General features: G+C 50.0%; 9 protein-coding genes and 1 pseudogene. 2 read left to right on the plus strand and 8 right to left on the minus strand.

The features are described from left to right. Positions 1–113: 113 nt before the first annotated feature. Together CFERDRAFT_RS01485 and CFERDRAFT_RS01490 are read right to left on the minus strand one after the other, a co-directional pair. Positions 114–3404, minus strand: a pseudogene (locus CFERDRAFT_RS01485) (VCBS domain-containing protein); the annotation flags it as partial. Between the two features lie 731 nt (positions 3405–4135). Next, complete coding sequence (locus CFERDRAFT_RS01490) at positions 4136–4831, minus strand: YukJ family protein (protein ID WP_006365427.1); 696 nt, start codon at positions 4829–4831, stop codon at positions 4136–4138. A gap of 166 nt (positions 4832–4997) precedes the next feature. On the opposite strand from CFERDRAFT_RS01490, the gene tkt reads away from it, so the two are divergent. Further along, positions 4998–7022 carry a transketolase gene (tkt, locus tag CFERDRAFT_RS01495; protein ID WP_040432850.1) on the plus strand — a complete coding sequence of 675 codons (2025 nt, stop codon included), beginning with the start codon at positions 4998–5000 and terminating at the stop codon, positions 7020–7022. Beyond that, positions 7019–7837 carry a 6-phosphogluconolactonase gene (pgl, locus tag CFERDRAFT_RS01500; RefSeq protein ID WP_006365401.1) on the plus strand — a complete coding sequence of 273 codons (819 nt, stop codon included), beginning with the start codon at positions 7019–7021 and terminating at the stop codon, positions 7835–7837. The genes tkt and pgl overlap by 4 nt, the downstream gene beginning before the upstream one ends. Here pgl and zwf read toward each other — a convergent pair. The 6 genes from zwf to CFERDRAFT_RS01530 all read right to left on the minus strand — a co-directional run. Continuing rightward, positions 7828–9264, minus strand: coding sequence for a glucose-6-phosphate dehydrogenase (gene zwf / locus CFERDRAFT_RS01505; RefSeq protein WP_006365400.1), 1437 nt, complete (start codon positions 9262–9264; stop codon positions 7828–7830). The two genes, pgl and zwf, sit on opposite strands and share 10 nt — an antisense overlap. A gap of 10 nt (positions 9265–9274) precedes the next feature. Next, positions 9275–10174: a phosphogluconate dehydrogenase (NAD(+)-dependent, decarboxylating) gene (gene gnd, locus CFERDRAFT_RS01510; protein ID WP_006365402.1), complete on the minus strand. Its 900-nt coding sequence runs from the start codon at positions 10172–10174 to the stop codon at positions 9275–9277. Positions 10175–10206: 32 nt separating this feature from the next. Next, complete coding sequence (locus tag CFERDRAFT_RS11605) at positions 10207–13200, minus strand: response regulator (protein ID WP_198002374.1); 2994 nt, start codon at positions 13198–13200, stop codon at positions 10207–10209. 153 nt (positions 13201–13353) lie between these two features. After that, a complete protein-coding gene (locus CFERDRAFT_RS01520; RefSeq protein WP_006365404.1) occupies positions 13354–14496 on the minus strand; it encodes a glycosyltransferase family 4 protein in 1143 nt (380 codons plus the stop codon). A gap of 135 nt (positions 14497–14631) precedes the next feature. Continuing rightward, positions 14632–15102 carry an aminoacyl-tRNA deacylase gene (locus CFERDRAFT_RS01525; protein WP_006365405.1) on the minus strand — a complete coding sequence of 157 codons (471 nt, stop codon included), beginning with the start codon at positions 15100–15102 and terminating at the stop codon, positions 14632–14634. A 246-nt stretch (positions 15103–15348) separates the two neighbouring features. After that, positions 15349–15792 (minus strand): outer membrane protein (locus tag CFERDRAFT_RS01530; RefSeq protein ID WP_006365406.1); only part of this gene is annotated, 444 nt, incomplete at its 5' end.

A 15792-nucleotide genomic window follows, 5' to 3' on the forward strand; every position in this document is an offset into this window, starting at 1 on the left:
AGTGTTAGAGCCACCACTACCACCATGGAGCGAGTCAGCACCATATCCGCCATAGATAGTGTTCGTACCTCCATCACCGTAGATAGTATCGCTGCCGCTACCCCATAGATGGTGTCATTGCTGTCATTGCCATGAATCAGGTCGTTTCCGGAACCCCCGTAAATGGCATCCTTTTCTGAACCACCGTTGATCGTATCATCACCGGCCTGACCATAGAGATTATCATCACCGCTTCCACCATTGATCGTGTCATTGCCCTCCTTTCCATACACAGTATCTTTACCGGCCAATGCATCAATGGTATTGGCCCTGGAGTCACCAGTCAATGTCTGATCCTCCTTTGTCCCGGTTATAGAGAATGGCTTGTCTGCTGAAGTATCAAAATCCTTTGAATCTCCGGTACCGGTATAAGGTGATGGTGCGTCAAGAATGTTCTGCACACTCACCGTGAGGGTCTGCGTATCGATACCGCCATGGCCATCGGCAACCTGCACATCCACCACATAGGCGTTATCACCGTCAGTGCCACCGATATCCTGCGGATTTTCATGGTCGGGAGCAGAAACAAAGCTCAATACCCCATGATTATCAATTGCAAACCGGGCAAAGTCGGTACCGGTAGTTTGAAGAATGCTGTAACTGAGCATGTCATTATGATCAGGATCGCTGGCATTCACCGTAGTCACTGCCGTCTGATTCTCATTAACATTAACAGAATTAGCAAGTCCGGTAATCGTGGGATCATCATTTGTGCCTGTAACCGTGATGGTCAGTGTGCTGCTGCTTGTCGCTCCCTGGTCATCCGTTACTGTGTAGTGCGCTTCCACATCCAGCTTTTCACCTGCGGCAAGCGACTGATATGCCTCGTTCGAGGGATCAAAACTGTAGCTGCCATCGGCATCCATCGTGAGACCGGCTACCGGAACATCGAGTGCGTAGCTGGCTGTTGCTCCTGCATCGGCATCGGTTGCGCTTACCGCTCCGCTCACAACACTGTCATCCTCGGTTGCTGATGCTACTGCAACTTCAGCTACCGGTGCATCGTTTGTGCCTGTAACCGTGATGGTCAGTGTGCTGCTGCTTGTCGCTCCCTGGTCATCCGTTACTGTGTAGGTTGCTACAACATCCAGCTTTTCACCTGCGGCAAGCGACTGATATGCCTCGTTCGAGGGATCAAAACTGTAGCTGCCATCGGCATCCATCGTGAGACCGGCTACCGGAACATCGAGTGCGTAGCTGGCTGTTGCTCCTGCATCGGCATCGGTTGCGCTTACCGCTCCGCTCACAACACTGTCATCCTCGGTTGCTGATGCTACTGCAACTTCAGCTACCGGTGCATCGTTTGTGCCTGTAACCGTGATGGTCAGTGTGCTGCTGCTTGTCGCTCCCTGGTCATCCGTTACTGTGTAGGTTGCTACAACATCCAGCTTTTCACCTGCGGCAAGCGACTGATATGCCTCGTTCGAGGGATCAAAACTGTAGCTGCCATCGGCATCCATCGTGAGACCGGCTACCGGAACATCGAGTGCGTAGCTGGCTGTTGCTCCTGCATCGGCATCGGTTGCGCTTACCGCTCCGCTCACAACACTGTCATCCTCGGTTGCTGATGCTACTGCAACTTCAGCTACCGGTGCATCGTTTGTGCCTGTAACGGTGATGGTCAGTGTACTGCTGCTTGTCGCTCCCTGGTCATCCATTACCGTGTAGGTTGCTACAACATCCTTTGTCTCACCTGCGGCAAGCGACTGATATGCCTCGTTCAAGGGATCAAAACTGTAGCTGCCATCGGCATCCATCGTGAGACCGGCTAACGGTGCATCGAGTGCGTAGCTGACTGTTGCTCCTGCATCGGCATCGGTTGCGCTTACCGCTCCGCTCACAACACTGTCATCCTCGGTTGCTGATGCTACAGCAGCTGCGGCTACCGGTGCATCGTTTGTGCCTGTAACCGTGATGATCAGTGTGCTGCTGCTTGTCGCTCCCTGGTCATCCGTTACTGTGTAGGTTGCTACAACATCCTTTGTCTCACCTGCGGCAAGCGACTGATAGACTGCGTTGGATGGATCGAAGCTGTAGCTGCCATCGGCATTAATCGTAAGACCGGCTACTGCTGCATCCAGTGAGTAGGCTGCTGTATGCAGGGCATCGGCATCCGTTGAAGTAACATAACCAGCTACCACTGCACTGCCTTCCATTGCGGAGTTTGTCAATAGTGCGGCGACCGGCCCATCATTCGTTCCGGTTACGGTGATCGTCTCAGTCTGCGTAACCGAGGCTCCTTTTGTATCTATGACACTGTAGCTTACAAGAATGGTCATTGATTGACCAACCGCAAGGTTGTTGAAGGCTTCGTTGGCAGGATCAACAGTCAGTGTGCTACCGCTCAAACTCACTCCGGCCGGAGGAGTGCTGCTGGCCAATGCCCCCTCAACGCTGTAGGTAACGATGCTTCCGACGCTCAGTGTATCAGCCGTGTCGACATCACTCGCTCCGCCAAGCAGGTTCAGGGTGTATGATGCCGCGCCTTCGGCTGTCGTTGAGAACAGCGCACCTGCCACCGTTGGTGCATGGTTGACAGCTCCACCCTGGTTATGCTCCGACTCCTCATGCTCATCGCTTTCATGATGATCATCATCACCGTGATGCGAATCGTCTTTATCATGGTGACCACTCTCGCCGTGATGCGAATCATCGTTATCCCGATCTCTGCTGTTTTCATTCCTGGAGCCCTTCAGCGCTTCATCAACACCTTTTAACGTCACCACAATCTCTTTGGTTGTCCCGTCAGCAGTTTTAACGGTAAAAGTTTCAGTTGCTTTCGCCTTCTCTCCTCCAAGTTCCTGAAGTTTGGCATTGTCCGCAGTGTAGCTCCACGAACCATCTTTACTGATACTGAACTGTCCGTACTCCCCCTTCACAGAGTTCTGTGCAACAAAGGTGGCTGCACTGTCAATATCACTCGCACTCAACTTCCCGTTAATACCATAAGTACCGCTGTCTTCAGTGATGAGACCTGTACTTGTGCCCGAAATAACAGCAGCATCGTTCACCGCGGTCACATTGATCTTCAGGCTGCTGGCTGAACCCGTTTCACCCCTGGCATTCAGAACTTTAAAGCCGATTGAAGTGTAATCCTTCCCGTTTTCATCCTTGTCCGGAACGAACATCAATTTACCTGCGGTAATATCAGCAGCCGAAATCACCTGTTTGGCCGCAACATCCACCCAGCTTGTCCCGTTGAAATATTTCAATGATCCATTACTCTCAGGTGTCGTTATCTGAACTCTGAGCGGATCACTCGCAACAGGATTATAGTTTTTAATGAAGTCGGAAATTTTAAGGATAAGGGAAGTGTCTTCAAGAGTTGTGACACTCGAACTGTTGGCATTGTTGGCGGTACTCATAATATGCTCCTTTCTGTTTTACAAGAGTTTATGTGATTGGTATTTAAAAAAACTGATTTAATTGGCCTCAAAGGGCAAAATCATAGTCAAACTCATCATGCGAATATATAAACAACATATACATGACTATATTTTATATATATTGCTGCACATCAATACGAAACAAATACATACGAAATAACTATACATTAAAGCTCATTAACACAATCTGAATCCGAACTTTCCAAAACGATAATTGTGTCTTTTTATTGCTCTACCTATTTGAAATTTCATTTGTAAGCCGCATCAAAAAAGCCACTTATTCCTTTATTTTTAAACTACTTATAATTATACAATGAAACCGGGCACTTATTTCAAACAGATCGAATCACTTTATGCTCAATTAAAAATTCTATTAATCGGATTTTCGTAACAAACATTTTGAATCAAAAAAAACATACAAATGCCAACCACTCGAAAAACATATAAAAGATCAGCACAACAATATCAAGCAACTACTATGCCAAACCGATTCAGTCCTATTTCTTTCGATAAAAAGGAGTAACATCGTATCAGATTGATGCACAGGTGTTTCAAAAAAAAGTGTATCACTGCAACACTCAGCAGCAGATAAAGCCGGGAGGAATTAAAAAAGGGGGTACAGAGACATCGTAACGAACAGCAAGTTCATTACAACATGCAGACAAGGATGCAGAAAGAGTGACTATATAGATATGCGTATATATTCGCAGCTAAAGAGCATGAGACTGAATAGCAAGTGATTCAGGAGCTGTTGAGGGGAAAGGGAAAAAGCTTTGGGTGTTGAATTTGCATAAAAAGGTGGCAAGGGTATGATCGCGGCGAAGCACAACAACTGCTCCGTCCTGCCATGCTCCGTTTTCCGCATACCATTGACTTTGAGGCGAATCACCCTGATTCTGATGAATGTTGTGAACTCCGTTTCCGGTCCGGAAGGGTTCACCGAATATGAAGAGCTTCCTGGCGTGTATAAGCAGGGGTTCAAGATCCCTGAATGCCGCAAAACCAGTCCCGTATTTCCAGGCGTCACAGAGAGAACATTCCGGTTCCGGACTCTTTTTTTCCGTAGCTCCAGACGCATGAGTAGCTGAAATACAGGCACAAGTGGGCTGAAGTTCCGGAGTACGATAGTAATCCAGGGCACCGGAACCCGGCTCTGAATCAAGAGGATGCCATCCATCCGGCAGGCGAAGAAGAGAGTCAAAAGCCTGGGGCAAAAGCTCTATAACCCGCCATTGAATCCCGTGAGCATCCCTTTTGCTGTCAAGATCTACCGGACAACGAAAAACTCTTTTTCCGGCCTGCACCTTCAGATTGCAGTGGTAGTATTTTCGCCTGCTGAAAGGATGATCGCAATAATATTTGTAGAGGGTGCCGACCAGAACACCATAGCCATCGAAAAGAGCCATAGCGATTCGTTTGCATGAATCCGGGTTATCGGAAAATGATAAGAGAAGTTACGCAACTGCCACAGAGAATCAAGCCGGAATTCTGACAACGGAACCTTTGGATGGCTGCATGCTGTTTATCTCATCGAGGTTGTTACTTTTAGATACAAGAAAACCTGAACCGTTCATGCATAACCGCCCAGTTGAGATGAGAGCCATCAATACGGTAAGAGTGCTCGCCGTTGACATGGTGGAAAGAGCAAAATCGGGTCACCCCGGAATGCCACTCGGAGCAGCTCCGATGGCCTGTGTGCTCTTCACAAGGATCCTCAACCACAATCCTGCCAATCCCCACTGGCTGAACCGGGACCGCTTTGTCCTTTCAGCCGGTCACGGTTCAGCCCTCCTCTATGCACTGCTCCATTTGAGCGGATATGAGCTTAGCCTTGATGATCTCAAAGCCTTCCGCCAGTGGGGGAGCAAAACCCCCGGCCATCCCGAGTATGGCCATACTCCTGGCGTTGAAACCACAACAGGCCCCCTCGGGCAGGGAATTGCCACTGCGGTCGGTATGGCCATCGCTGAACGACACACTGCCGCGCTTCTGAACCGCGAAAAGCTCAAACTGATTGACTACTGCACCTATGTCATCTGCAGCGATGGTGACCTGATGGAGGGAATAAGCAGCGAAGCCTCCTCTCTGGCAGGTCATCTGAAACTCGGCAAGCTGATCTGCCTCTACGACAGCAACAGGATTTCCATTGAAGGCTCAACCCGACTCGCCTTTACAGAAAATGTCGGAGAACGTTACCATGCTTACGGCTGGCATGTTGAACATATTGACGGCAACGATCCTGAGGCTATAGAAGAGGCCCTGATCCGCTCAAAAAATATCACCGACCGCCCATCGCTCCTCATTGCAAAAACCAATATCGGCTATGGAAGCCCTAACCGGCAGGACAGTGCTGCCGCTCATGGTGAGCCTCTCGGTGAGGAAGAGGTGAAACTGCTGAAAAAAGCGTTCGGCTTCCCCGAAGAAAAATCCTTTTATGTTCCCCCCGAGGTTCAGAAAGAGTTTGACCGGGTAAAAACGAAGGGAAGTATTCTGGAAAAAGAGTGGATGGAGTTACAGCACGACTATCAGCAGGAGTTTCCGGATTTATGGGGTGCGCTTGAAGAACGGCTGGCCCGGCGAATACCGGAGGGGTGGAGAGAGCTGATGCCGGAATTCGACTCATCTGCCGGATTGGCAACCCGCCAGGCATCAAAGAAGATTCTCGAAAAACTCGCCGGAAAAATCCCTTTCCTTGCCGGAGGTTCTGCCGATCTGGCCCCCTCCTGTGGAACCCTGCTCAAGGATAATATTGACTTCAGCCCTGAAAATCCGAACGGTGCCAACCTCCATTTCGGCGTCAGGGAGCATGCCATGGGGGCAATTATTAACGGCATGGCTCTGTCGGGCATCATCATCCCGTACGGTGCAACCTTTCTCGTCTTTGCGGACTATATGAAACCCGCCCTTCGAATTGCGGCACTGATGAAAGTTCACTCCATCTTTCTCTTCACGCACGACAGCATTGCTCTCGGTGAGGACGGACCAACACACCAGCCGATTGAACAGCTCGCCATGCTGAGGGCACTGCCCGGCTTTACGGTGCTGCGCCCGGCCGATGCCAATGAAACAAAAGCCGCATGGAAAGAGGCGCTCACAGCAAGAGCTCCTGTTGCTCTCATTCTCTCACGGCAACCGCTGCCGGTACTTGACGAAACCCGTTTTCCTGTCACTGCAGGAGTTCCGAAAGGGGGATACATCCTCTCTGAGTGGCATCCGGAACCACCTTCACCTGAAAAAGCAGCCATACTCATCGCAACCGGAGCGGAAGTGCATATCGCCCTTGATGCGCAACGACTTCTTGCATCGGAAGGGATACCTGTCCGGGTAGTCTCGATGCCATCAACAGGGCTTTTTGACCTTCAGCCGGAGGCATACAGAAACACAGTATTGCCAACGGAAATAACGAACAGAGTAGTCATTGAAGCCGCGTCACCGTTCGGATGGCACAAGTATGCCACAGAGAGAGGAAAAATCATCGGTATTGATCATTTCGGAGCATCAGCCCCCGGAACCATTACGCTCAAGGAGTTCGGGTTTACCGCTGATCGTGCCGCAGAAACAGTAAGGAAACTGATCAAGGAAAATGGCAACAGATGAACAACCAAAAGCGAGAGAAGAGTTTTTACAGCGGAAGTGTAGCGGATATGACGGAACATGCCGCAGCGCTCATCATCACCGAAGCTTACCGCTCAATTGCTGATCACGGGCGATTCTCTCTTGTGCTTGCAGGCGGCAACTCTCCCCGTTCGCTCTACCGCCAACTGGCCGATGGTATAGAGACCGGATGCCTTGAACATTATGGCCTCCGGCTGCCTGACGGGGAACAAACCGAAAAAAACGGGCAATGCACCCTTATGCCCTGGCAGCAGACATGGATCTTCTGGGGGGATGAACGATGCGTACCTCCCGGTCATCCGGAGAGCAACTACAGAATGGCGGAGGAGACACTGCTTCTTCATTCCCCTCTTCCTGTTGACCATCTCTTCAGAATACCTGCAGAACAGGCTGATGCCGGACGGGCTGCCGAAGCGTATGAAACCGCAATCCGCTCTTTCTTTTCTATCCCCGGTCATCCTCATACACCGGAGAATGTTCCGGCTTTTGACCTTCTCCTGCTCGGCCTCGGCGAGGATGGCCATACCGCATCCCTCTTTGCCGGCAACGTTCAGGCACTTCAGGAATCAATGCGTTTGGCTATCGCCGTGGATGCACCGAATGGAAACCCTCCGGGAAAGCGAATAACCATTACCCTCCCGCTGATCAATCATGCCCGGAATGTTCTCTTTTTCACTTTCGGCAAAGCAAAAGCCCGACTGGCGGAAAAAATATATCGCAAAGAGGAGTGCAACCTGCCGGCATCCCTTGTCTCCCCCGTTAACGGGCGACTCTTCTGGTTTACCGCTCAGCCATAGATTCGCTGCGCCGCATCAGGTCCTCCCGAGTGAACGGCGTATAAAGAAGGTTCCTCTCCGCCGATTGCCTCCCGTATGGAGTCTATAATAGCCCACGAGTATTCGACACTGTCCTGACGGATAAAGTTCATCTGCTCGCCTGCCATGGCGTCAAGCAGCAGTCGGTGATAGGGCGTCAAACCTGAATCGGAAAAAGAGGTTCTGTAATCGAATTTCATATAAACGGGATCAGTGATCACCTCTTCTCCGGGGCGTTTTGCTCCAAACCGCAGTGCGATGGTCTCTTCGGGCTGAATCCGCAGAATCACCTGATTGGCCGTATAGCTGCAGCTATCGGCCATACCGAAAAAGTTCTGGGGAGGGCACTTGAACGTAATAACAATCTCGGTCACTGTTTCAGCAAGGTTCTTGCCTGCCTTTACAAAAAACGGAACATCTTTCCAGCGCCAGTTGTCAATTAAAAACTTTACCGCCGCAAAGGTCTCAACCTTCGAATCGGCAGCAACATTTTTTTCGCTGCGATAGCCTTCATACTGACCGAGAACAACTGATGTTTCAGCACTGTCAGACGAAAAATGACGGATCGAACGAAGTACCTTGGCTTTTTCATCACGCACCGCATCAGCAGAAAAATCAACAGGCGGCTCCATGGCCACAGCGGCAAGCAGCTGAAGGGCATGATTCTGCATGATATCGCGCAAAAGCCCGGTCTCTTCATAAAAAGAGCCCCGGTCACGGATACCGAACTCCTCCGCAATGGTAATGGATACATTGGCTATGTAGTGGCGGTTCCATAACGGCTCAAAAATCCCGTTGGAAAAACGAAAGACCATGATATTCTGTACCGTCTCCTTGCCGAGGTAGTGATCAATACGGAACACCCGCTCTTCGCTGAACACCTCACCAATCACACGGTTCAGTTCCCGCGCCGTCTGCAGGTTCCTGCCGTAGGGTTTTTCAACGATTATTTTGCGCCATCCGCCGCAGAAAACGGTTTTCTCTCCAAGTCCGGCACTTTCAAGGTTCCGAACAATAACCGGGGCAAGAGCGGGTGGTGTCGCGAGATAAAAAAGAAGATTCGAGCAGATACCCCTCTCTCCGGAGACATCCATCAGCTCGTTGTGCAGAGCATGATAACCGGCAACATCCTCAAGATCGACTCTGACATAAAAGAGCTTTCGGCTGATCTTCAGAAAGGCCGCCTCATCCTGAACGGTTTCGGGCGAGAATCGTGCAAGCTTTTCATGCACAAGGGAACGAAACTCCTCATGAGAGAGCTCTGACCTCCCGACCCCGATAACGCGAAACGCCTCCGGCATCTCTCCCCAAAGAGCCAGTTCACAGATTGAGGGAAAGAGTTTGCGTGCAGCCAGATCACTGTTTGCTCCGAAAATAACAAGGGTAAAATTATCGGGTTTTGCCTGCATGAGGGCTCCTTTATGACTTGCCGGAAGAGCTGTGGCCGCCAAACTCATGGCGCAGTGCTGCCACAACCCTGTCGGAAAGATTATCGTCAGAGCGGGAGCGGAAACGGCTGAAAAGTGAGGCTGCAATCACCGGAATAGAGACTTCATGCTCCAGAGCGGCTTCAACAGTCCAGCGCCCCTCACCGGAATCGGCGATCCTGCCGCTGAGGGTGTCAAGAGCGGGATCCTTCTGAAAAGCACGGACTACCAGCTCCATCAGCCAGCCCCGGATAACCGAACCATTCGCCCACACTTTTGAAACCTCATGAAGGTCATAGTCATAACCGCTTGATGCAAGCAGATCGAACCCTTCACCCATAGCCTGCATCATACCATACTCAATGCCGTTATGCACCATCTTGGCAAAGTGGCCGGAGCCGGATCTGCCCATATAGCCGTAACCGTTTTCAACACAGAGATCTTTAAGCAGCGGTGCGATAAGCTCATAAGCTCCCCTGTCACCGCCGACCATAACACATGCACCGTTCAGCGCTCCTTCAAGCCCCCCACTGGTACCTGCATCAAGAAAATGAACGCCATGCCCACCCAGATATGCCGCCCGCTTTACGGAATCGACATAATGAGAATTGCCTCCGTCCACAACAATATCACCCTGCTCAAGCAGGGGCAAAAGCCGCTCTATGGTCGTATCAACAGGCTCACCGGCCGGCACCATAAGCCAGATGAGTCGTGGAGAAGCAAGCATACCGGCGAGCTCCTCTACAGAACCTGCGGCAACAGCACCTTTTTCAGCAAGAGCGAGAACCGCTTCATCAGCAAGATCATAGACAATAAGCTCATGACCGCACTCAAGAAGATGCTGCGTCATATTGAACCCCATTTTCCCGAGACCGATAACCCCTGCCTTCATAATTCCACATCATCATTATTTGAAACAGATCCTTAACCGCCACCCTCCTCGCACCACCCGGAAGCCTCTACTCTCTCTTTAAAACGCAGGTAACTTGCATTTAAATCCCGAAGGTGTTCATCAATACCGGTTAAATCGCCCGACTTTGCCCCCTGCTCTATTATAGCGGCACACCTGCTCAGCTCCTGACCTCCAACTGTCGCTGCGGCGCCTTTAATCGTATGCGAAAGGATACGGACTCTCTCGGTGTCATGTTCTGCCGCAGCTGCCTGAAGCTCTGTAATCTGAAGAGCCGCTTCAAGAAGAAACTGGCCAATGATAATAAGGATAATCTCCCGGTCATTCTGAAGGCGGAAAAGAACATCATCGATCAGAAAGACATCATCGGTTGTAAGCGCACCCGCACCGGCCTCCTTTGAACTCTCCCGAACAAACAAACCGGGAAAATAGCGTTCAAATATCGCCTGGAAATCGGATTTCTTCAGCGGCTTTGCCATAAAGTCATCCATACCCGCATCAATGCACTTCTCCCGGTCTCCTTTCATGGCATTTGCTGTCATGGCAACAACAGGAATATCCGGAGAACAGAGCAGGGAGTGATCCTTCCGAATTCGGCGGGTAACCTCATAACCATCTATTTCAGGCATCTGGCAATCCATAAACACCAGATCATATCTCTTTTGACGCATGGCATCAATTGCCTCCCTGCCGTTGGCAGCAACATCGGGAAAACAGCCGAGTTTACCGAGCATGGAAAGAGCTACTTTCTGATTGACAACACTGTCTTCAGCCAGAAGAACATGCAGGGGAAGCTTCTCTGGAGTTACAGCCCCACCTGAAGAAACATTGCTTTCATATTCCGGTTCCACAGTTGCCTCCCTTTCGATATCAAATGCTTCAGCCACCATTCTGCAAAGCTCCCTGCGTCTGACCGGTTTCTGAAGAAACCTGAAAATCCGGTCACCGAACTGTTTTTTCATCTCCTCCTGATAGCCGATCGGCACCAGAAGAATGACGCGAATACCATCTGCCGCATACGGCATGGCATCAAGCAAGGCATTGAGAGCTGCAGTTTCCTTTTTAATAAACTCAACATCAAGCAGAATGACCCCGCAAGGTGAGGGGGATTTTGCCGCCTGTTCCAATACATATCGGACCGCCTCCCGATCATCGGCTTGAGAAGAGAGAGCGCCCCATGAATCCAGAAGCGATACAAGCATGGTTCTCAAAGAGGGGGAACGGCTGATTACAAGCACGCCCTTACCCAGCAGACGCTCTTTTCCAGGGAGGCTGTACTCCTTCTGAAGGGGTTGTTTTTCCAGATTTACATCAAACCAGAATGAGGCTCCACTTCCGGGCTCACTTTCCACATGAATTCCCCCGCCTCCCATTTTAAGGACAAGATCATTTGAAATTGAAAGACCCAAACCGGTTCCTCCGAATTTTCTTATGTTTGAACCATCCGCCTGGGTAAAAGGCTCAAAAATTTTCTGGAGTTTGTCTGCCGAAATCCCTATCCCGGTGTCACGGACATTAAATCGGATAACCGCATTTCGATCGGTTTGCTGCTGCACCATCACCTTCAGCACAACCTCCCCGCCCTCCGGAGTAAATCTGAGCGCATTACCGATAAGGTTGACAAGAATCTGGCGAATTCTTGCCGGATCCCCTTTCAGTGAAAACGGCAGATCAAATCCGGTGATCAGCAAAAGCTCAAGACCTTTATCTCTGGCTTCAAGTCCAAGAACACCACAGATCTCTTCCAGAAGATCGAACAGGTCAAAATCGATAGCATCGAGTTCGAGCATGCGCGCCTCTATTTTTGAAAAATCAAGAATATCATTGATGATTTTAAGAAGATTGCGACCGCTTCCGTTAATGATCTCAACATAGTTCCTCTGGTCGGTCGAGAGTCGGGTTTCAAGCAGGAGATCAGCCATACCGATAACACCATTCATCGGTGTACGGATTTCATGGCTCATATTGGCAAGAAACTGGCTTTTGGCCGCATTGGCCGCTTCTGCATTTCTTGCCATCTCCTCTGTCAACCGCATTGACTCCTCAAGCTTCCGATTGGTTTCGATAAGTTCGTTTCGAGCCTGGTTGGCATCCTCAATAAGATTCAACAGTGCGGTTCTCTGATGTTTTCGGTAGATAAGGTCGCTCTCCCGGGAAATCTCGTCAGTGCCACTGTCAAGAAAATCGAAAAGCCCGGCTTTCTCAATAGCCAGCAGATGATCTTCAAGAGTAAAATCCTCCACCTTATCCTCTGAAACCATCCCGTCTGTATGCATGCGGATCTCCTCCTCCCGGCTTCTGCCCGCACGAAGTTTTTCGAGTTCTGCTTTCATCTCAATATTACGCAGCTCACGACCGACCATAAGACGGTTGAACCGTTCAAGATCATGAAGCGAGTGTTTAAGGTCGAGCTCCATCTGCTTGCGTTCCGAAATATCAGAAGCAAGAATCACCACAAAACCGACCTTTTCACCCTGGAAGCAGGGTGCAAATCTGGACTCAACCTCGATAGTAGCGGCATTGCCGGAGTGGATGAATCCGGACTCGATCACCCTGAGACGGCCAGTTTCAAATACTGTGCCGAGAGTCTGGAAATACTCCTCCCGACAGGGTCCGATAATATGATCAAAAAGATTTGCACCAACCGAGAGTGTACCATGAAAACATGGCATGGAACGGTTCACATAGATGATCCGGTAATCATGATCAACAGCAATAATGGTATCAGGGCTGTTAACAAGTACGGATGCAAGGGTATGTTCACTCTCCCTGAGCGAGCCGAACGCCTCCTCTATCCTCTCACAGGAACGCTCTCGTTCGATACTCTTCTCCTCAAGGCGGTGTTGAACATCAAAAAACTCTACGGACTGGCGAATGAGCGTACTGTTCTGATGGCGGAGAGCTGCCTGATTTTCAATCAGCTCCTGCTCTGTCTCGCATCGTTTCAGTAACTCGCGTTCGAGCTCTTCAATGCGCTTCTGAAGCTCATGATAGAGGGGCTTCTTCATGACCATTTGGAAGTGTCAATAACAGTTGGAGCGGCATGGTACCGCATGCACTTCACTACCAAAATATTGAGGGGAGTTCAGGTTGTCAACACATTCCGGAAACACATCGCCGAAATGCAGTAACGTAACCAAATCCCGGCTGAACCGCAGCTGCTACAACCCGGCAGGAGCGGTTGACTGCATGACCAGTTTACTGTAGTGGTCAATAACAACACCGTTAACGGTAGACCATGATTGTGCTTCGGCATAGGCAAGCCCGAGGGATCTCAGCTCGCTGTACCGCCCGGAATGCTCGTGCAACTCACGGCATTTTGTAAAGAAATCCTCAACATCACCGGCACGGGCAACAACTCCGCCTCCTGATCTGTCAATAATATTCCTGCAGCCGCCGCCATCAGAGACAACTGCCGGAAGTCCGGAGGCGAGCGCTTCGAGGGCAACATTGCAAAATGCCTCCGTAGTTGAAGGGAAAAAAAAGATATCACCGCTTGCATAAGCCTCCGGGAGTGCAACTCCGGTAAGATAACCGGTAAAAATTGCGTCCGGCATTCTTTCTCTCATCTCCTCTTCAGCGGGGCCGGACCCGATAAGCACAAACTTGACACTCCTGGCAAAGCCCGACTCCATAAACCGGTCATAAACCCGCATAACAACCTCTATATCCTTGTAAAGCACAAATCTTCCTGCATAGACAATAACGCTCTTGCCTGTGGCATCCCACGCTTCACGAAGTTTTTCGGAACGGCGCATTGGGTCAAAAAGCTCCCGGTCTATACCCCTCGACCAGATTTCGACATTGTTGATATTCTTGTCAAGAAGTTTTCGCCGGACACTCTCGTTGGGAGCAAGAACCACATCACAGTTGTTGTAAAACCATGTCAGATATTTCCATGCGTATTTTTCGGCAAATCCAAGATGGTAATAACTGAGATAAGAGGGGAAATCGGTATGAAAGGCTGATGCAACCGGCAATGATCTCTTTCGGGCATAGAGAAGAAAGGCTCTGCCGATAATATCCGGTGTCGAGATGTGAACAATATCAGGCGCAAACTCGTCAAGCTGCCGCATTGTTTCCGCATTGAAAAACCCGATTTTGTAGTCAGGATAGAGCGGAAGGGGTACCGCCGGCATTTTGTGAACCGTCAATCCATTATGATTATCCCGGTTCGATACATCAGGAGACCAGACGGTAAGCTCATGGCCGTTTTTCCTGAATGAAGCCACAAGCTGATAGATCGATTTTACAGCACCATCCTTGTCCTTGACATAGGTTCCCGAGTATAAGGCAATCTTCATAAAGGGCGAAAAAAACAACTATAGGAGCAATGCAATTGTCATAACAACGATATCATGACAACCTTTTCCCGAGCCTCAGGCGGACATCAAGGAAGGTAACATTTCCTGCTGAAAAATCCAGTTTGACCGCTCCATTCACTTCACATCGAGAGCAAGCCGTGCAACTTCAGGGTGAACAAGCCGTCTGTAATCTTCATAGGAGAGCCGCAAAAGCTCATTATGCGAGCCGGCATTGAAAGCGATTTCTTCATCCTCCTCAAGTTCTTCTGCAACATAGACATCCATGCCATAGAGATTGCCAAAGGGCGGCATGGCTCCAATTTCGCATTCGGGAAACAGGCCGGCAAACTCCCGCTCTCCTGCGAGTTCAACATCCCGCGTTCCAGTCACTTCCCGTAAACGCTCGAAATCAAGTTGACGTGAAGCAGGAAGAACCACCATAGCCATAGTGCCGTTTATGCTGACGATAACCGTTTTGGCAAGCTCTTTTCCCGGAACATGAGCCGCCGCTGCGATTTCCTGTGCTGTATAAGCCGGAGAGTGACTGAGCACAAAATAGCGGACAGCATGACTGTCAAGGAACTCCCTCAATTTGCGGATAGGCATCGCAACCTCACTTTTTTTAGCGGTTCACTACAAAACACCGGCCTTTCAACTCAAACAGGAAAAAGCCGGATTTGTGTACTTCTCCATACTGTCGGTCCTTCGACTCTCTAAAAAAAATCTGATCCTCAAACTATCCCGGGCATACTGAAGTTCCTGCCACGATAGAGACTTTGTACTCCTGAAAAAATCAATACCTGTATACTGAACCGCTCAGTCAGGTAAATAAACACCCGAAACCGGCTCTTTTCAGAATCCGATTCTCAAACCAAGCGACACATTATGACTGCCGATGCTGTAACGGCTGTTTCCGGTAAGCTGTGGATCGGAAGCTGAAAAATACCGGTACCTGGCATCAACGTTAACCAGAGGCGAAACACTGAATCCTGCTCCGGCACCTGCCTGCCAGGCAAAAACCCTGTCGCTGACCGTCTTGCCTGCTCCGTTATCATCATTGAACGTTGCCACACCAAGACCGGCAGTTACAAACGGTTTTACCTGTGCGAGCGGCAGCTCAAGATCATAATAGCCATTGGCCATATAGGTCGTCATGGAGATATCCGCAACAGAATTTTTGATTGCATTTTTCTGATATCCGAGCTCAGCTTCAAACCGGTATCTGCCACGGTCAAGTCCGGCAGCGCCGGTAAGCGCATAACCGGAATCATAGGACCTGTCAATGGAGCTCAGCAT

It is taken from the genome of Chlorobium ferrooxidans DSM 13031, assembly GCF_000168715.1.
GTDB lineage: Bacteria > Bacteroidota > Chlorobiia > Chlorobiales > Chlorobiaceae > Chlorobium > Chlorobium ferrooxidans.

Bases quoted from the DNA above. Each gene is read 5' to 3' on its own strand.
- CFERDRAFT_RS01490 (WP_006365427.1), bottom strand. From the start codon at position 4,831: ATGGCTCTTTTCGATGGCTATGGTGTTCTGGTCGGCACCCTCTACAAA.
- tkt (WP_040432850.1), top strand. From the start codon at position 4,998: ATGCATAACCGCCCAGTTGAGATGAGAGCCATCAATACGGTAAGAGTG.
- pgl (WP_006365401.1), top strand. From the start codon at position 7,019: ATGAACAACCAAAAGCGAGAGAAGAGTTTTTACAGCGGAAGTGTAGCG.
- zwf (WP_006365400.1), bottom strand. From the start codon at position 9,264: ATGCAGGCAAAACCCGATAATTTTACCCTTGTTATTTTCGGAGCAAAC.
- gnd (WP_006365402.1), bottom strand. From the start codon at position 10,174: ATGAAGGCAGGGGTTATCGGTCTCGGGAAAATGGGGTTCAATATGACG.
- CFERDRAFT_RS11605 (WP_198002374.1), bottom strand. From the start codon at position 13,200: ATGAAGAAGCCCCTCTATCATGAGCTTCAGAAGCGCATTGAAGAGCTC.
- CFERDRAFT_RS01520 (WP_006365404.1), bottom strand. From the start codon at position 14,496: ATGAAGATTGCCTTATACTCGGGAACCTATGTCAAGGACAAGGATGGT.
- CFERDRAFT_RS01525 (WP_006365405.1), bottom strand. From the start codon at position 15,102: ATGCCTATCCGCAAATTGAGGGAGTTCCTTGACAGTCATGCTGTCCGC.